21 protein-coding genes are annotated in these 16,856 nt (G+C 71.7%); 11 read left to right on the top strand and 10 right to left on the bottom strand.

Annotated elements, in window-relative coordinates:
• The first annotated feature begins 19 nt into the window (after positions 1 to 19).
• On the top strand, positions 20 to 634 hold the full coding sequence (locus EDF64_RS04160) for a superoxide dismutase (protein ID WP_071290736.1): 615 nt from the start codon (positions 20 to 22) through the stop codon (positions 632 to 634).
• A gap of 159 nt (positions 635 to 793) precedes the next feature.
• Here the strand turns inward: EDF64_RS04160 and EDF64_RS04155 are convergent, their stop codons facing one another.
• Entirely contained in the window at positions 794 to 1,327 is a 534-nt protein-coding gene (locus tag EDF64_RS04155; RefSeq protein ID WP_133518806.1) for a hypothetical protein, read from the bottom strand.
• A gap of 192 nt (positions 1,328 to 1,519) precedes the next feature.
• Between EDF64_RS04155 and EDF64_RS04150 the strand changes: the two genes are divergently transcribed.
• Positions 1,520 to 2,494, top strand: a complete 975-nt coding sequence (locus EDF64_RS04150) for a carbohydrate kinase family protein (protein WP_166645589.1) — start codon at positions 1,520 to 1,522, stop codon at positions 2,492 to 2,494.
• 77 nt (positions 2,495 to 2,571) lie between these two features.
• Here EDF64_RS04150 and EDF64_RS04145 read toward each other — a convergent pair whose 3' ends face one another.
• From EDF64_RS04145 to upp, 5 genes are all read right to left on the bottom strand, one after another.
• Positions 2,572 to 4,194 (bottom strand): serine hydrolase domain-containing protein, encoded by a 1,623-nt coding sequence (locus EDF64_RS04145; protein WP_166645588.1) that lies wholly within the window; start codon positions 4,192 to 4,194, stop codon positions 2,572 to 2,574.
• Positions 4,191 to 5,540: a cryptochrome/photolyase family protein gene (locus EDF64_RS04140; protein ID WP_133518803.1), complete on the bottom strand. Its 1,350-nt coding sequence runs from the start codon at positions 5,538 to 5,540 to the stop codon at positions 4,191 to 4,193. Before EDF64_RS04140 ends, EDF64_RS04145 begins: the two co-directional genes overlap by 4 nt.
• Positions 5,537 to 6,049, bottom strand: coding sequence for a MarR family winged helix-turn-helix transcriptional regulator (locus EDF64_RS04135; protein WP_243736241.1), 513 nt, complete (start codon positions 6,047 to 6,049; stop codon positions 5,537 to 5,539). Before EDF64_RS04135 ends, EDF64_RS04140 begins: the two co-directional genes overlap by 4 nt.
• A 292-nt stretch (positions 6,050 to 6,341) precedes the next feature.
• The gene (locus EDF64_RS04130; protein ID WP_133518801.1) at positions 6,342 to 7,112 is read right to left on the bottom strand and encodes a winged helix-turn-helix domain-containing protein; all 771 of its coding nucleotides are present in this window, start codon (positions 7,110 to 7,112) and stop codon (positions 6,342 to 6,344) included.
• Positions 7,113 to 7,818: 706 nt separating this feature from the next.
• The gene (upp, locus tag EDF64_RS04125; protein ID WP_071290729.1) at positions 7,819 to 8,454 is read right to left on the bottom strand and encodes a uracil phosphoribosyltransferase; all 636 of its coding nucleotides are present in this window, start codon (positions 8,452 to 8,454) and stop codon (positions 7,819 to 7,821) included.
• 76 nt (positions 8,455 to 8,530) lie between these two features.
• Between upp and EDF64_RS04120 the strand changes: the two genes are divergently transcribed.
• Positions 8,531 to 8,965, top strand: a complete 435-nt coding sequence (locus EDF64_RS04120; protein WP_133518944.1) for a nucleoside deaminase — start codon at positions 8,531 to 8,533, stop codon at positions 8,963 to 8,965.
• Here the strand turns inward: EDF64_RS04120 and EDF64_RS04115 are convergent.
• Positions 8,946 to 9,902 (bottom strand): cation diffusion facilitator family transporter, encoded by a 957-nt coding sequence (locus EDF64_RS04115; RefSeq protein WP_133518800.1) that lies wholly within the window; start codon positions 9,900 to 9,902, stop codon positions 8,946 to 8,948. The genes EDF64_RS04120 and EDF64_RS04115 overlap by 20 nt on opposite strands.
• Before the next feature lie 64 nt (positions 9,903 to 9,966).
• On the opposite strand from EDF64_RS04115, the gene proC reads away from it, so the two are divergent.
• The gene (gene proC, locus EDF64_RS04110) at positions 9,967 to 10,797 is read left to right on the top strand and encodes a pyrroline-5-carboxylate reductase (protein WP_133518799.1); all 831 of its coding nucleotides are present in this window, start codon (positions 9,967 to 9,969) and stop codon (positions 10,795 to 10,797) included.
• A 66-nt stretch (positions 10,798 to 10,863) separates the two neighbouring features.
• Here proC and EDF64_RS04105 read toward each other — a convergent pair whose 3' ends face one another.
• Positions 10,864 to 11,556: a potassium channel family protein gene (locus EDF64_RS04105; protein WP_243736240.1), complete on the bottom strand. Its 693-nt coding sequence runs from the start codon at positions 11,554 to 11,556 to the stop codon at positions 10,864 to 10,866.
• A complete protein-coding gene (locus EDF64_RS04100) occupies positions 11,549 to 12,982 on the bottom strand; it encodes a TrkH family potassium uptake protein (protein ID WP_133518798.1) in 1,434 nt (477 codons plus the stop codon). Before EDF64_RS04100 ends, EDF64_RS04105 begins: the two co-directional genes overlap by 8 nt.
• A 72-nt stretch (positions 12,983 to 13,054) precedes the next feature.
• Between EDF64_RS04100 and EDF64_RS04095 the strand changes: the two genes are divergently transcribed.
• From EDF64_RS04095 to EDF64_RS04075, 5 genes are all read left to right on the top strand, one after another.
• Positions 13,055 to 13,570 carry an ArsR/SmtB family transcription factor gene (locus EDF64_RS04095; RefSeq protein WP_133518797.1) on the top strand — a complete coding sequence of 172 codons (516 nt, stop codon included), beginning with the start codon at positions 13,055 to 13,057 and terminating at the stop codon, positions 13,568 to 13,570.
• A gap of 79 nt (positions 13,571 to 13,649) precedes the next feature.
• A complete protein-coding gene (locus EDF64_RS04090; RefSeq protein ID WP_017888579.1) occupies positions 13,650 to 13,844 on the top strand; it encodes a helix-turn-helix domain-containing protein in 195 nt (64 codons plus the stop codon).
• A gap of 119 nt (positions 13,845 to 13,963) precedes the next feature.
• Complete coding sequence (locus tag EDF64_RS04085) at positions 13,964 to 14,062, top strand: 30S ribosomal protein bS22 (RefSeq protein WP_003792170.1); 99 nt, start codon at positions 13,964 to 13,966, stop codon at positions 14,060 to 14,062.
• Between the two features lie 109 nt (positions 14,063 to 14,171).
• Positions 14,172 to 14,426, top strand: a complete 255-nt coding sequence (locus EDF64_RS04080; protein WP_133518796.1) for a glutaredoxin family protein — start codon at positions 14,172 to 14,174, stop codon at positions 14,424 to 14,426.
• Positions 14,423 to 14,716, top strand: a complete 294-nt coding sequence (locus EDF64_RS04075) for a Dabb family protein (RefSeq protein WP_133518795.1) — start codon at positions 14,423 to 14,425, stop codon at positions 14,714 to 14,716. Before EDF64_RS04080 ends, EDF64_RS04075 begins: the two co-directional genes overlap by 4 nt.
• Positions 14,717 to 14,800: 84 nt before the next feature.
• Here EDF64_RS04075 and aspS read toward each other — a convergent pair whose 3' ends face one another.
• Positions 14,801 to 16,141, bottom strand: a complete 1,341-nt coding sequence (aspS, locus tag EDF64_RS04070) for an aspartate--tRNA(Asn) ligase (RefSeq protein ID WP_133518794.1) — start codon at positions 16,139 to 16,141, stop codon at positions 14,801 to 14,803.
• Between the two features lie 160 nt (positions 16,142 to 16,301).
• Here aspS and EDF64_RS04065 point away from each other — a divergent pair, with 160 nt between their 5' ends.
• Positions 16,302 to 16,640: a hypothetical protein gene (locus tag EDF64_RS04065; RefSeq protein ID WP_133518793.1), complete on the top strand. Its 339-nt coding sequence runs from the start codon at positions 16,302 to 16,304 to the stop codon at positions 16,638 to 16,640.
• The gene (locus tag EDF64_RS04060; protein WP_133518792.1) at positions 16,637 to 16,846 is read left to right on the top strand and encodes a hypothetical protein; all 210 of its coding nucleotides are present in this window, start codon (positions 16,637 to 16,639) and stop codon (positions 16,844 to 16,846) included. Before EDF64_RS04065 ends, EDF64_RS04060 begins: the two co-directional genes overlap by 4 nt.
• Positions 16,847 to 16,856: the final 10 nt, after the last annotated feature.

Here is a 16,856-nt window from a genome sequence, read left to right as displayed (position 1 = left end):
CTGATCGAAAGGAACTCACATGGCTGAGTACACCCTGCCGGAGCTGCCGTACGACTACGCCGCGCTCGAGCCGCACATCAGCGGCAAGATCATGCAGCTGCACCACGACAAGCACCACCAGACCTACGTGACGGGTGCGAACACCGCGATCGAGCAGCTCGCCGAGGCCCGCGAGTCCGGCAGCCTCGCCACCGTGAACAAGCTCGAGAAGGACCTCGCGTTCAACCTCGGCGGTCACGTCAACCACTCGATCTTCTGGACCAACCTCGGCCCGGACACGAAGGTCCCGGAGGGCGAGCTCGCCGCCGCGATCGACGAGTTCTTCGGCTCGTTCGAGAAGTTCCAGGCCCAGTTCACCGCCGTCGCCACGGGCATCCAGGGCTCCGGCTGGTCCGTCCTCGCCTGGGACACCGTGGGCCAGAAGCTCACCACGTTCCAGCTGTTCGACCAGCAGGCCAACGTGCCGCTCGGTGTCGTGCCGATCTTCATGCTCGACATGTGGGAGCACGCGTTCTACCTCGACTACCTCAACGTCAAGGCGGACTACGTCAAGGCCGTGTGGAACATCGTCGACTGGGAGAACGTGGCCGCGCGCTTCGCGAACGCGAAGTCGCAGAGCTTCGTCACGCTCTGACGGATCGTCGGCGGGTCGCCTCGGTGACCGTCTGACCGACTGGAGGCGCGGTGCCAGCTGGCACCGCGCCTCCAGTCTGTCCGGGGGTGCGTTCCGGCGGTCCGTCCGGGGCCGATCGAGGGTTGGTCCCGGTGGCGCGTCCGTGTCGGTCCGTGCCGATCAGGGGCGGGGGACGGCGACGTCGGCGACGTCGGCGAGCTCGCTCGCGATCGCCCGGAGCTCGGCGTCCACGTCGCTGTGCTCGTGGTCGACGATCGCGCCCCACTGGGCCCCGCGTGCGGCCAGGACGGCGTCGCGTGCCGATCGGTCGGCCTGGTCGGCGTCGACGCCGTGCTCGCGCGCCCATGCTGCGATCGCGAGGACCTGGTCCTGGTGGAAGGCGTGTTCACGGTCACGGCCGTCGAGGGACTCGACAGCGCCGAGCTCGAAGGCGAGCCGCGCGGCGAGTGCTCGGTCGGGGTCGTCGACGCCCCCGAACACCGCGACGAGGTACTCGGCCAACCCCTGCGGGTCCGTTGCGGGGTCGAGCGCGGGGGGCATCGAGTCGTCTGCGAGGTGTGCGACGACGGCGTCGATCAGGGCGTCGCGGGAGCCGAAGTGGTACACGATCGGGTACGCGCTGGTGCCGAGCACCCGGCCGAGGCTGCGGACGGAGACGTCCTCGATCTTGGTGTCCCGGAGGTGCTGTGTCACTTTCGCGATGATCGCGGGCTTCAGCGTCGGATCGGGCTTCCTGGGCATGGTGTCTCCGTGGGGGTCGTGTGGGGTGCGCGACCGTTCACATACGATCAGAGAGTATATTACCGTTCGATTCCGAGAAGAACCAGAGGGTCGAGTGACGTCACCAAACCGGAGATTTGCTCGGCTTCACGTAGGATGAGGTCGATGTCCACTCCGTCCGAGCGCTTCGACGCCCCGCCACGCCCCGGGGAGGCCCGTGCCGGACGGACGGTCGCGGGCCGACGTCGCGGGGCGGGGAAGCGCTTCCTGGTCGTCGGTGACGTCCTCGACGGGGTCCTCGTGCAGACCACCGCCGCGGCCCCTTGCGCGCACGACCCTGCCGCCGTGATCCGCCACCGCCCGGTCGGGGCCGCCGGGAACACCGCCACCTGGCTCGGGTGGCTCGGCGCCCAGGTCGACCTGGTCGCGCGCGTCGGGGTCGACGACGTGTACCGGCACGAGCGCGCGCTGGGCGACGCCGGGGTCCGTGCCCACATCCGCTACGACGCCCGGAGCGCCACGGGCGCGGTGGTGTCGGTCCGCAACGACGTCGGCCGGACGGCGATGTCCGACCCGGCGGCGAGCGGCGCACTGACCGCCGACGACGTGCCGGCGGAGCTCGTCGGCCGCGCGGACATCGTGCACCTCACCGGATCCGCGATGCTCGGCGGCGGCGGGGCCGAGCGCATCGCCGCCCTGGTCGCTCGAGCCCGCACCGGCACGGCACGGGTGTCGCTCGACCCGTCCGCCACGGCGGTCGTCCAGGCGGTGGGGCCGGAGCAGTTCGTCGAGGCGCTCGCGGGCGTGGACGTGCTCTTCCCGAGCGAGGCCGAGGCGATCGCGCTGACCGGCGCCGCCACGGTCGCCGATGCCGTGCGCCTGCTCACCGAACGGGTGCCGCTCGTGGTCGTCACGCGGGCACACGACGGCGTGCTCCTCGGGCGGCGGGGGCGGAGTCCCCAGCGGGTCCCGATCACGCCCGCGACCGTGGTGGACACCCTCGGAGCAGGGGACGCCTTCGCCGCCGGGTTCCTCCGGGCTTGGGCGACCGATCCGGTGCGGGTCGGCGCGGCTGCGCGCGAGGGCACCCGCGTCGCCGCGCGGGCGCTCGGCTTCGTGGGTGGGCGGCCGCCGGTCTGAGGTCGCCGCCTCGCTGTCGGCCGCGGTCTCGCTGTCGGCCGCGGTCTCGCTGTCGGTCGCGGTGTCTCGCGGCCGGGTCAGCGCTCGCTGGGCTCCGGCGTGACGGTGAGGGTCTGGACCCGACCGCCTGCGAGCGGGGCCAACCGGATCTCGACGCGGAGGCGTCCGGCGGTTCCGGGCAGCCACCACCGCAGGTGCGACGGAGCGGAGGACTGCTCCGCGACCGGCGCGGCGGTGAGGTCCGCGCCGACGGCGGCGACCGCCTCGGCGATCGCGCGGCGTCGACGCTCGTACGGCACGTCCTGGGCGACGTTCGGCGTGCAGATCGCATCGGCGAGGTCGTCGCTCCACCCGGCGAGCAGCTGCGTCACGGTGGCCTGCGCGGCGCGGGTCGCGGCAGCCGTTCGTCCGGTCGCACGGGCCTGGCCGGTGGCAGCGGTCCGGCCGGTGGCGGCGGGCTGGCTCGTGGCAGCGGTCCGGCCGGTGGCGGCGGCTCGGCCGGCGGCGGGCTGGCCGGTGGTGGCCGCGGTGCTCGTGTAACCGGCGAGGACGAGGTCGAGCGCGGTGTCGGCAGCGGCCGAGACCTTCGCCTGCGTGGCGTTCTCGAACGCCACGACGCCGAGGCCGTCCCGCACGGACCACCGCATGTGCGCGGAGAACCCCGGGTACCCGCCCGAGTGCGACACCAGCTCGCCGAACTCCGGGTCCTGCTCGACGAACAGCCCGAAGCCGTACGCGGTCGCTCGTGCCGCGCCCGGCAGGGTGGATGCGGGGACGACCCGCATCGCCTGCTGCATGAGGCGACGGTCGGCGGGGGAGACCGGGCCGGGTTCGGGGGAGCTGCCCTGACCGGCGGCGCTGTCCGGCGCGGTGTCGTCGTCCGGGGCGGTGCCTTCGTCCTGGGCGCCGCCGTCTTGCCCGGTGGCGTCGCCCGCTTCGGTGGCGAACGCCGAGGCGAGGTGCCGACCCCACCGAGCGAGGTCGGCGACCGTCGAGAACAGCCCGCCGATCGGCGAGAACGCGCCCGGACCGCTCAGCGGCAGCGGTTCCCACGCGCCCGCGTGCGGACGCACCCCGGTCACGACGAACCCGCGGGAGTCGGACGCGCGGAAGACCGTGTCGTCGAGCCCGAGCGGGCGGAGGACCGTGGCGGCTGCGACCTCGGTGTACGGCGCGCCCGCGACCACGGCGATCACGCGGCCGAGCAGCGCGTACCCGAGGTTCGAGTACGCGAACCGGGTGCCCGGCACCGAGTCGAACAGGAGCCCGGCGCGCAGCACGGCGTCGAGTTCGGCGTCGGAGATCGATTCCTGGCGGTCGGCCCACGGGTCGTCGGTGGGGAACCCGGCGGCCATCGTCAGCAGCATCCGGAGGGTCGGCACGGGGGAGTCCGACGTCGGCAGCTCGACCGCGGCGAAAGCGGGAACGAAGTCCGTCACGGGAGCGTCGAGCTGCACGCGGCCGGCGGCCACGAGAGCGAGCAGGGTGGCGGCGGTCACGCTCTTCGTGCAGGACGCGATCCGGTAGACGGTGTGCTCGTCCGGCGCGAGACCGTCACCGCGATCGCCGTGTCCGCCGGTGGCGACGAGACCCGTGCGGTCGAAGACGCCCCACACGCTGCTCGGCGCCGTGCCCCGTTCGACCCGCGCGCGGAAGACCGCGTCGACCTCGGCGAGGACGCGGTCGTCGACTCCGCTCACGACCGGCGCATCCGGTCGTAGGCGTCGAGGGCTCGCTGCCGCGTCGCCTTGAGGTCGACCATCGGCTCCGGTCGGAGCTCGTCGGACGGCACCCACCGGTGGACGTACTCACGGTGCGGGTCGAAGCGTTCGAGCTGCCGGTCGGGGTTGAACACCCGGAAGTACGGCGCGGCGTCGAACCCCGATCCGGCGACCCACTGCCAGTTGGCCGCGTTGTTCGCCGGGTCGGCGTCGACCAGGGTGTCCCAGAACCACTGCTCGCCGATCCGCCAGTCGACGAGCAGGTTCTTCACCAGGAAGCTCGCGGCGGCCAGGCGGACGCGGTTGTGCATGGCGCCGGAGTGCCAGAGCTCCCGCATGCCGGCGTCGACGAGGTCGAAGCCGGTGGTGCCGGTCCGCCAGCGGTCGAGCTCGTCCTCGGAGACGTCGCGCCACGGGAAGGCGTCGAACTCACGTCGGACGTTGACCGTGGCGATGTCGTCGCAGTGGAAGTACTCGTTCCAGTTGAACTCGCGCCAGGCCAGCTGGCGGAGGAACGCCGGCGCCTGCTGCCGCTGCTCGGGCTCGAGTCGGCCGTGCAGGCGGTGCCACACCTGGTACGGGCTCACCTCGCCCCAGCGGAGGTGCGGCGAGAGGTCGCTGGTCGCGGCCATCGCCGGCTCGTCGCGCTGGTCGTAGTCCTCGAGCGCGTGCTCGACGAAGCGTTCGAGTCGGCGGTGCGCGCCGGCCTCGCCCGGCTCCCACGCCTCGCGCAGACCACCGGCCCAGTCCGGCTTCGTCGGCAGGAGAGCCCAGTCGTCGAGGTCGTCGGACGCCACGTCGGACGCCGGGGGCAGGTCGCGCGGCTTCGGCAGCGGGTGCCGGGGTTCGGGCATCGCCTGTGCCGCGCGCCAGAACGGCGTGAAGACCTTGAACGGTTCGCCCTGTCCGGTCAGCACCGTCCACGGCTCCCAGAGCAGGTTCGCCGCGAAGCTGTGCGCCTCGGTGCCGGCGTCGGTGAGTGCGCTCTTGATGCCGGCGTCGAGGTCGCGCTCCACCGGGCCGTAGCGCCGGTTCCAGAACACCCCGTCCGCACCGGTCTCGGCGACGAGCCGGTGGACGACGTCGGCTGCGGGACCACGGCGGAGGACCAGGCGGGAACCACGGTCGCGCAGCTCGTCGCCGAGCGCGCCGAGCGAGTGGTGCAGCCACCAGCGACTGGCTGCGCCGAGCGGCCGGATGCCGGGGCTCTCCTCGTCGAGCACGACGACCACGGTCAGGTCGCCGCCGTGGTCGATCCCGGCTCGCAGCGCGGGGTTGTCGGCGAGCCGCAGGTCTTCGCGGAGCCAGACCAGCGCGCCGGTCACACCGTGGCCGGATCCGGCGTGACGGCCGAGCGCGGCTCGGTCCGACGTGGGGACGTCGCCGCAGCCGCCGTGCGGAGCTTCGTGCAGAGCTCGGTGAGGGTCCGGAGCTCGGCGTCGTCCAGCCCGGCACCGACCTGGTCCGCGATGGTCTGCGCGTGCTGCACCGCGACGGACCGGTAGACGTCGAAGCCGTGCGCGGTGAGGGCGACGATGACCCCGCGGGCGTCGGTCGGGTCGGGCTGCTTCTCGACGATGCCGCGCGCGGTGAGGCGGTCGACGAGGCGGCTGACGCTCGGCTGTGTGAGGAGCAGGTGGCCGGTCAGCTCGCGCATCCGGCAGCGGCGACCGGGCTGCGTCGACAGGTTGAAGCAGACGTCGTACTCGTTGAAGGAGATCTCGTCGGCGGGGAAGTCGGCATTGAGCGCTCGCATCACGGTGACCTGGGCGCGGAAGAGCGCTTCCCAGGCCGCCACGGCGGTCGCCTTCTCGGTGCGACGTGTCTCGTCCACGGTCGCGCTCCCTCCGGTCGTACGGTCATCCCACACTACCGACGGGCGGCGACACCGGACGCAACGCGGACACGTCAGGGCCGCGAGGGGTGGTCGCGGACGTGACGAGGGCCGGCCGTCACGGGGACGACCGGCCCTCTCCCTTGCACCAAGAGTGTCCTGCAATCACATTCCACAGCCGCTGCCACAGCAAACACCGACTGCACGACCGACTGTATAACGAACCGGTAACGGCGCGCCAGAGGGTGCAACCGCCGTTCGCTGCGAGTTCACCAAGAGCGCGCCGTGTGGATCAGAAGAGGTCGGGCGAGGGCGTGGACGCGTAGCGCACGGCGACGTCGGCGTGACGGTCGAACCGGTAGCCGACACCACGGACCGTCCGGACGATCTCCTCGAAGGCGCCGAGCTTCGAGCGGAGCCGGCGGACGTGCACGTCGATCGTGCGCTCGTTCGGCGTCTCGTCCTCGCCGTCGGACCAGAGCCCGTCGATGATCGCCGAGCGGTCGACGGTCTGGCCCTCGCGGAGGACGAGGAACTGCAGGAGCTCGAACTCCTTGTAGGTCAGGGGAGCGGCTTCACCGTCGAGCGTCACGCGCTTCCGCGAGATGTCGATGACGACCCCGGTCTCCTCGGGCTCGGGCTTCTCCGCCTGCTTCCGCGCGGCCACCGCGGAACGGTCCTGCAGTGCGAGGCGGACCACGTCGACGTCGCGGCCACCCGAGCCCTCGGCGGCGACCGCCACGGCGGCGTAGGTCTCCGACGACGGGACGAGCTGCGCGGTGAGGGCCTTGAGCTGCTCGACCACCGCGGCGAGCGTGGTGCCGGCGGCCACGGCCTTCGCCTCGTCGATGCCGACGTAGAGGGCGAACCCGCGGGCCTCGGTGCCCTCGGGGAGCGCACGGTTCCGCTGCGGCGCGACGACCGGGCTGGTGGGCACGCCGTTCGACGACGGCGGGGCGACGGGCTCGCGGCGGGGACGGATCGGCGTCACGGTGCCGAGGTCGGTGGGTGCCGGTGCAGCGGTGCGGAGTGCGGTGCGGGGCTGAGCGATGGTGAGCGACATGGCGGTTCTCCGGGCGATGTGGCTGCGGCACGATGTGGTGGCCGCGGCTGTGTCGAATGCGTCGGCCCGGGTACGGCGAGCGCCGTGGTGCCCTGCGGTCCTGCGAGGGACCGGGGCGGACCCGGGGGTGCGGGAGACGAGCCTCGTGACGTGGTGCGCGTCGTCGACGTGGTCGTCATCCGGGGATCACGCGCGCGCGACCGGGGTGGTGTCGCGGGGGATCCGGCTGGAACGGGTGCCGATCAGGCACACATTCGACAACGCATGACGGCCGTGGCCGGCATCATCATGCCGGCGGTCCCCAGTGCCTCGGAGAGGACGCGGGCGGACACGATTGCAGTCATGGGACGAGTATCAGCGGTATACCAACCCCGTGTCAACCGTCCGCGTGGACGGTGTGTTCTGCGTGGCCGCCCCGGACGCCGCACACCGCGCCCGTTCCTTCCCATCGCACCCTCGATTGAAAGTCGAATCGGGCGTACCGGACGGAAAGAACCGACCAGGTACGCCCGGAACGACTCGGTACGCCCGGAACGACTCGGTACGCCCGGAACGACTCGGTACGCCCGGAACGACCAGGTACGCCCGGAACGACGCGGTACGCCCGGAAGGGGCGGGTGCGGCCGTCGCGACGCGCGCCACGACGGACTGGAGGCGCGGTGCCAGCTGGCACCGCGCCTCCAGTCCGGAACGTGACCGGTCTGCGCTACTCGGCGAGCCCGTACAGGCGGTCGCCGGCGTCGCCGAGCCCGGGCACGATGTAGCCGTTCTCGTCGAGCTTCTCGTCGAGCGCCCCGAGGACGATCGACACGTTGCGGTCGCCGACGGCCTGCTCGACCATCGCGAGGCCCTCGGGCGCACCGAGGATGCACACGCAGGTGACCTCTTCCGCGCCGCGGGCGAACAGGAAGTCGATCGCCGCGGCGAGGGTGCCGCCGGTCGCGAGCATCGGGTCGAGCACGAAGCACTGGCGGCCGGAGAGGTCGTCGGGCAGGCGCTCGGCGTAGGTCTGCGGCTCGAGGGTCTCCTCGTTGCGCGCCATGCCGAGGAAGCCGACCTCGGCCGTGGGGACGAGCTTGACCATGCCCTCGAGCATGCCGAGCCCGGCACGGAGGATCGGCACGACGAGCGGACGCGGCTTCGCGATCGAGACGCCCATGGTGTGTGCCACCGGGGTGTCGATCGGCGTCGCGGTGACGCGCACGTTCCGGGTCGCCTCGTACGCCAGCAGCGTCACGAGCTCTTCGGTGAGGGCACGGAACGTGGGGGAGGGCGTCGTACGGTCGCGGAGCACCGAGAGCTTGTGGGTGATGAGCGGGTGGTCGGCGACGTGGACTCGCATAGGGTCGACCCTACCGTGCCGCCGACCGCCAGGAGGTCCCGTGGAAGAGCCCGCCGCCCGTCCGTTCGTCCCCGCGATGCGACGTGCGCTCGACGAGGCCCGCGCCTGCCTGGCAACCGGGGACGTGCCCGTGGGGGCCGTCGTGCTCGACCGGGACGGCGCCGTGGTGGCGGTCGGTCGGAACGAGCGCGAGGCGTTGCAGGACCCGACGGCGCACGCCGAGGTGCTCGCCCTCCGCGCGGCCGCCGCCGTGACGGGGGACTGGCACCTCGCGGACCACACCCTCGTCGTCACCCTCGAGCCGTGCCCGATGTGCGCCGGCGCGGTCATGGCCGCCCGGGTGCCGCGCGTCGTGTTCGGGGCCTGGGACCCGAAGGCCGGCGCGAGCGGGAGCGTCTACGACATCGCGCGGGACCGTCGGCTGCCGCACCGGTCCGAGGTGGTCGCCGGGGTGCTCGAGGAGGAGTGCTCGGCCGTGCTCGACGCGTTCTTCAGTCTGCGGCGCGGATGACGATCGCCTCGGTCGGCGGCCGCGGGCCCGTGCGGAGCACGTCGGGTTCGACGTAGATCACCCGGGCGATCGGCACGGCGGCCCGGATCCGCTGCTCGACGGTGTCGATGCCGGCCGCGACGTCGCCGAGCCGTCGGTCACCGTCGACCGCGACCTTCACGCCGACCATGAGCTCGTCCGGCCCGAGGTAGAGGGTCTTGATGTGGATGATCGAATCGACCTCCGGCCCGTCGAGCAGCGCCTGCTTGATGCGCTCGACGTCGGCCGCGGTCGCTCCCTCACCCACGAGCAGGCTCTTCGTCTCGATGCCGAGCACGACCGCGACGGCGATGAGCAGCGCCGCGATGAAGATGGTGCCGATCGCGTCGAACACGCCGTTGCCGGTGATCGCGGTGAGGCCGACGCCGAACAGGGCGAACACGAGGCCGAGCAGCGCCGCCGTGTCCTCGAGCATGACGACCGGGAGCTCCGGCGCCTTGGCCCGGCGGACGAACTGCACCCAGCTCTGCCGGCCCTTCTGCGGGCGGGCCTCGCGCAGGGCGGTGCGGAGTGAGAAGCCCTCGAGCCCGATCGCGATGACGAGCACCACGAGCGGCAGCCACCAGTTCTCGAGGGGGTGCGGGTGGGTGAGCTTCTCGATGCCCTCGTAGAGCGAGAAGACACCGCCGACCGAGAACAGGATGATCGAGACGACGAAGGCGTAGACGTAGCGCTCCCGGCCGTAGCCGAACGGGTGCTCCTCGTCCGCCGCACGCCGTGCGCGCCGGCCGCCGAGCAGCAGGAGGAGCTGGTTCGCCGAGTCCGCCAGGGAGTGCACGCCCTCGGCCAGCATCGACGCCGACCCGCTGATCGCCGCGGCGATGAACTTGACGATCGCGATGCCGACGTTGGCACCGAGTGCGGCGAGGATGGCCTTGGTGCCTCCGGAAGCGCTCACGGGTGTCCCTTCTCCCTGACGTGCGATCCGATCCTAGGCGCGAGCGCTGGATAGGGTCGGGAGCATGACGATCGAACTGCCCCGCACCGCCCTGCTCGGCGTCGGCTCCATGTCCGGCGCGGTCCTCGACGGGCTGCTCGCCGCCGGCCTCGACCCGGCCACGGTCACGCTGACGACGAAGTCCGAGGCGTCGGCCGCCGCGCACCGGCAGCGTGGCCTCGACGCCGCGGCGACCGACACCGACGCCGACGCGAACCGCGCGGCCGTCCGGGGTGCCGCGCTCGTCGTCCTCGGCGTCAAGCCGTACGCGATCGGCGACCTGCTCGACGAGGTCGCCCAGGACCTCGAGCCCGGCGCGGTCGTGGTGAGTGTCGCGGTCGGGACGACGACCGCCAGCATGGAGGCGAAGCTGCCCGCGGGTGTCCGCGTGGTGCGCGCCCTGCCGAACACGCCGATCGGCGTCGGGCACGGCGTGACGGGCATCAGCCCCGGCGCGTCGGCCGACGCGGACGCGGTGGCGCTCGCGTCGTCGGTGTTCGCCGCGTCCGGCGTGGTCATCGAGGTCCCCGAGTCGCAGCTCGACGCGCTGTCCGCGGTGTCCGGCTCCGGGCCGGCGTACGTGTTCCTGCTCGTGGAGCAGTGGCAGCAGGCGGCCGAGTCGCTTGGGTTCACCCACGAGCAGGCCGAGACCATGGTCCAGGGCACCCTGCGCGGCGCGGTCGAACTGCTCGCTGCGTCGGGCAGGGAACCGGCGGACCTCCGCCGCGCGGTCACGAGCCCGAAGGGCACCACCGAGCGCGCCGTCGCGGTCCTGCAGGACGCCGACTTCGCGGGGACCTTCGAGCGGGCGTCCCGCGCGGCGATCGAGCGGGCGGAGGAACTGTCGCAGGGGTAGACGGCGACCGGTGGCGGCCTGGAGGCGCGTGGCGGGCCCGCCACGCGCCTCCAGGCCGTCCCGTGGTCACTCCAGGGCCGCGAACCGCTCCAGGTCACCCTCGGTACCGGAGACGATGATGACGTCGTCCTGACCGATCACGCTCTCCGGGGTGGCCGGTACGAACGCCCGGCCCGGCGTCTTGATCCCGAGCACGGTGAGCCCGAAGCGCGTGCGGATCACCGTCGTGGCGAGGTCCTTCCCGCGGACCGAGGCCGGCGGGAACATCTTGACCACGGCGAAGTCGTCGTCGAACTCGATGAAGTCGAGCATCCGCCCGGACACGAGGTGGGCCGTGCGCTCGCCGGCCTCTCGCTCCGGGTAGACCACGTGGTTCGCGCCGATCCGGGACAGGATCGTGCCGTGCGAGCGGCTGATCGCCTTCGCCCAGATCTGCGGGATGCCGAGGTCGACCAGGTTCGCCGTGATGAGGACGCTCGACTCGAGGTCGCTGCCGGTGCCGACGACCGCGATCGGGAAGTCCTGGGCGCCGATCTGCCGGAGCGCGTCGATGTCGGTCGCGTCGGCCTGCACCGCGTGGGTGACCCGGTCCGACCACTTCTGCACGAGGCCGGCGTCGGTGTCGACGACGAGGACCTCGCGGTCCTGCCGTTCGAGCTGCCCGGCGGTGGCGGCACCGAACCGGCCGAGGCCGATGACGAGCACCGGGGCGTCGTGACTGACGGCACCCAGCGGGTGCGGACGATTGCGGTCAGCCAACGATCGGCCTCTCCTCGGGACGGCGGAACAGCTGCCGGCTCTGGCTGGCGGCCAGGGCAGCGGCGATGGTCACTGTACCGACACGGCCGAGGAACATCGTCGCGGCGAGCACGTACTTGCCCGACTCGGGCAGGCTCGCGGACACCCCGGAGGACAGGCCGCAGGTGGCGAACGCCGAGATCACCTCGAACAGCACCCGGTCGAGGGACTCGTGGGTGATCTGCAGCAGGACCACCGTGGCCACGGCGACGATGGTGGCGCCCCACAGCACGACGGCCACGGCGACGCGGAGCACGTCGCTCGGGATGCGTCGCCCGAAGGCCTCCATGCTCTGGCGTCCGCGCGCCTCGGCGACCGCGGCGAGGAACAGCACGGCCAGCGTCGTGACCTTGATGCCGCCGGCGGTCGACGCCGAGCCGCCGCCGATGAACATGAGCATGTCGGTGACGAGCAGGCTCGACCCGTTGAGCTGGTCGAAGTCGACGAGGGAGAACCCGCCGGACCGGGTCATCGTCGACAGGAAGAGGGCCTGGAACGCCGTCCGGCCCGCGCCCTCCTCGCCGAAGGTGGTCGGGTTCGACGCCTCGAGCGCGATGTACACGGTCGCGCCGCCGACGAGCAGGACCGCGCTCGTCGCCAGGGTCAGCTTCACGTGGATGGGCCAGCGGCGGGGCGTGCGGAGCTGCTTCGTCAGGGCGCGGATCACGGGGAAGCCGATGGAGCCCGCGACGACGCCGACCATGAGCAGCGACAGGAACCAGTAGTCGTGCGCGAAGGGGGCCAGGCCGCTGGCGTTCGGCACGAACCCGGTGTTCGTGAACGCCATCGCCGCGTAGTAGAACGAGTCGCCGACCGCCGTCCAGAACGGCATGCCCGCGATGAGGACCGAGGGCAGCAACAGCAGCCCGAGGACGATCTCGATCGACAGGGTGCTCACCGCGACGGTGGCGAGCAGGGTGCCGACCTCGCCGAGCCGGACCGCCTGGCCCTCGGGGACGGCGCCGTGGTGGGTCCGGAGCGGGTTCGAGTCGCCGGCGGCCATGAGCTTGGCGCGCAACCCGAGCTTCCGGGTCACGAAGAGCCCGAGGATCGAGGCGAAGGTCAGCACGCCGACGGCGCCGATCTGGGTGCCGATCACGACGAGCGTCTTGCCGAAGACCGACCAGTGCGTCGCCATGTCGACGGTCGCGAGGCCGGTGACGCAGACCACCGATGCCGCGGTGAAGAGGGCGTCCGCGAAGTGCGTCGACTGCCCGTCCGCAGCCGCCCACGGGGTCATGAAGAGACTCGTGAAGAGGAAGATCAGCGCGACGAAGACCGCGATCGCCAGCCGCGACGGGGACGAGCGGAGGGCCGTGCCGAGACGCGACGGGCGTCGGCGGGTCGCGCCCGCGGAGCGGGTGAGCGGCTCGTGCCGGTCGAGCATCGTATGCCTCCGGGGACATGGGCGGGACGGTTCGTCATGGTACATCCGTGGTGCCGCGGCTAGCCTTGCCCCATGGCCGACATCTTCAGCGTCGTGGCGGACCCCACCAGACGCGAACTGCTCGGGGCGCTCCTCTCGGCGTACGGATCCGACGTGACCGGCGGCGAACTCAGCGTCGGCCAGCTCGTCGAGAAGCTCGGCGTCAGCCAGCCGACCGTGTCGAAGCACCTCCGGGTCCTGCGGGACATCGGCCTCGTGACGAGCCGCGAAGAGGGCCAGCACCGCTACTACCGCCTCGATCCGGAGCCCCTCGTCGGCATCGAGGAGTGGGTCATGCCCTTCACCGGTGCGGTCGACGCGGACGGCACCCCGGCGACCACCGCGTGGACGATGGACGGCCAGCCGGTGTCGATCCGGCGGAACGGCGTGGCGGGCAAGGCCACCGTCGAGGTCGGCACCGAACTCGGCCGGGTGATGGCCGAGGCATCGCACCGTGCGACCGCGGCGCTGTCCGGCGCACAGCAGGGGTGGGAGCGCGTCGTCGAGAGCAGCCGCAAGCGCTTCACGCGGCGTGGCGACGAGGACTGAACCCCATCTGGACACCGGTCTCACCGGCCCCTACAGTGTCCAGTGACCACACAGGTCACACCGATCCCGAAGGCGGACCATGACCGGCAGTTTCGACGACGTGCGCTTCCTCACCGTCGCTGAGGTCGCCGAGATGATGCGCGTCTCCAAGATGACCGTCTACCGCATGGTCCACGCGGGGGAACTCCCCGCCATCCGCTTCGGCCGCTCGTTCCGCGTCCCGGAGTCCGCCGTCGCGGATGTCCTGCGCGGTGGCGTCGCCGACGTCGGCTAGGCGGGTCCGAACCGCGCCGTTCGACATCGCGTCAGCGCTCCGCTAGACTCGGCGGGGTTGTTTTTCCGCGGTCTCGTTGGCCCGGTGTCCACACAACATCAGTCCGAGTGAGGTCCGTTATGGGTTCTGTCATCAAGAAGCGTCGCAAGCGCATGGCGAAGAAGAAGCACCGCAAGCTGCTTCGCAAGACGCGCCACCAGCGTCGCAACAAGAAGTAAGTCGTACGACTTGCCGCTGAAGCCCCGGTTCGCCGGGGCTTTCGCATTTAACGGCACAGCCGTGTCCTGCCGGACGGGTGCCCGCTTCGACGCCGGATATGGTGGGGTCATGCCTGCCGTGACCCTGCTGACGAAGCCCGGCTGCCACCTCTGCGACGACGCCCGCCCGGTCGTCGAACGCGTCGTGGCGAGCCACCCCGGAACGACCCTGCAGGAGCTGTCCATCCTCGACGACGACGCCCTGCGCCTCGAGTACGCGGAGGACATCCCGGTCGTCCTGGTCGACGGGCGTGTCCACAGCAACTGGCACGTCGACGCCGACCGGCTCGAGCGTGCGCTCGAGAAGGCCGAGGCCCGCGCATGATCCACCACGTCGTCTCCTGGACCCTGCGCGAGGACCTCGACCGTGAAGAGTCGATCGGGCGCATCCGCGAGCTGCTCGTCGGCCTCGTCGGCACGGTCGGCTCGATCCGCTCGCTCGAGGTCGTCGAGAACGTGGCCTACCCGGACGGGAACCAGGACGTCGCCGTCGTCGCGACGTTCGACGACCTCGCCGGACTCGACGAGTACCAGGTGGACCCGCAGCACCAGGCTGCGGCAGCGGAGATCCGTGGCCTCGTCACGGGGCGGGCCGCCATCGACTGGCAGAGCTGAGCCGCGCCTCCAGGCAGACGCGAAGCGGCCCCCGTTCTCGGAACGGGGGCCGCTGTCGTGTGCCGGGTGTCGTGTGCCCGGTGACTACGGGGTGAGGCGCGTCGGGCCGCGGAACAGGTACGTGACCTCACGGATGGACGGCTCGTGCAGCGCGAGCATGAGCACGCGCGCGAGGCCCATGCCGAACCCGCCGTGCGGCGGCACGCCGTAGCGGAAGAAGTCGAGGTACCAGCCGAGCTCCTCCGGGTCGAGGCCCTTCTCGACGGCCTGGGCCGTCAGGGTCTCCACGCGGTGTTCGCGCTGCGCACCGGTCGAGATCTCGGCGCCGTTGAACAGCAGGTCGTAACTGTTCGTGAGCGTCGGGTCGTCGGCGTGACGCATGTGGTAGTACGGCCGGATCGAGGCGTCGTAGTCGGTGACGAAGACGAACTCGGAGCCGTGGTGCTCCTTCGCCCACGCGCTGACGCGACGCTCGCCCTCGGGGTCGAGGTCGCCGTCGGCGCGGACGACCTCGTAGCCGCTGTCGGCGACGATCTTCCGGGCCTCGGCCAGGGTGACGCGGGGGAACGGAGCGGTCGGCACGACGAACTCGAAGCCGAAGACCTCTTCGATGTCCTTGCCGTGCTTCTCCTTGACGGCCGTGAAGCCGGCGACGAGGAGTTCCTCGTGCATGGCCATGACGTCCTGGTGGGACTCGACCCACGAGAACTCGGCGTCGATGCTCGTGAACTCGGTGGCGTGACGGCTCGTGAACGAGGGGTCGGCGCGGAAGGCGTCGGCGATCTCGAAGACCGCACCGAAGCCGGCCGGCTGGGCCATCTGCTTGAAGTTCTGCGGCGACTGCGCGAGGTACGCCGTCGTCTCGAAGTACTCGAGCTGGAAGAGCTCGGCGCGGGACTCCGACGCCGAGGCCATCAGCTTCGGCGTGTGGATCTCGATGTAGTCACGCTCGACCCAGTACGTGCGGAACGCGTGCTCCATCGTCGTCTGGATGCGGAAGATGAGGTTCTGCTTGCGGTTCCGCAGGTCGAGGAAGCGCCAGTCGAGCCGCTTGTCGAGCGAGGAGTCGTCGGCGATCGGGGTCTCCGGGATCGCGGCGCTGATCACCTCGAGCGACCCGACCTTGACCTCGAGCCCGCCGAGCTTGACGCGCTCGTCGTGCTTCAGGGTGCCGCGCACGTGCACGAACGTGCCGTGTGCGAGGCCGGAGATCTCGTTGGTGATGCCGAGCGCGAGCTGGGCGGCGTCGTCGCCGTCCTCGGCCTCGCGCGTGGCGGGGTTGACGAGCTGTGCGGCGCCGGACTCGTCGCGGAGGACGACGAACTGCACCTTCTTCTGGTCTCGGACGGTCTCCACCCATCCGGCGACGGAGACGGGGCCGTCAGGGAGTGCGGCGAGGTCGGCGATGCGGGTGCGTTCGATCACGGTGGTCGAGTCTAATGCTCCGGCTCAGCCGGTGCTCGTTCCTCCACAGCTCGGCCCGGTCGGGGTGTTCTCCACGGGTCGGCCTGGAGGCGCGTGGCGGGTCCGCCGTGTCCGTAGCGTCGTCGACGTGGCCGGGTCGTGAGCTGGAGGGAGGCCCCGGATGACGGCAGGGGTCGAGGGGCTCGCGGCCTGGCCGCCTGCGGCGGTCGCGACGGTGGTCGCGGCGCTGGGGGCGGCGGCGTTGACGCTGGTGGTGGGGGTCGTCGGGGGAGTGTGGGCGGTGCTGCGGTGGCGGCGGGACGTGGCGCGCGAGGAGCGGGATCGCGCGTGGTCGCGGTTCGTGTGGACGGTGGAGCAGGCGTGTGACGGCGACGTCGGGCGGGCGGAGATCGGCTCGATGAGTGCCCAGGCGATGTACGACATGCGGATTCTTGGCGGCGATGACGCCGCGCTCGGCACGATGGTGCTGGGGCTGATCACGGGAAGGGAAGAACGATGACGGTGGAGGACCCGGTGCTGGCACTGGTGACGCGTCGGCAACAGGAGTGGCGCGAGCGCGTTCGGCGGCGGTACCGCTTCCGCCCGTGGAAGGCCCGCCGGATCATCTGGGAGCACGACGAGCTGATCCGCCGGAGCGCGGAATGGCGCACCGCGCGACGCGAGCGTGCGCGCCTCATCGACGCCGGAGAGCTCCCCGATCGCTGACGGCCCGATA

Source organism: Curtobacterium flaccumfaciens (assembly GCF_004361695.1).
GTDB lineage: Bacteria > Actinomycetota > Actinomycetes > Actinomycetales > Microbacteriaceae > Curtobacterium > Curtobacterium flaccumfaciens_B.
This window is presented reverse-complemented; position numbering and strand designations above follow the sequence as displayed.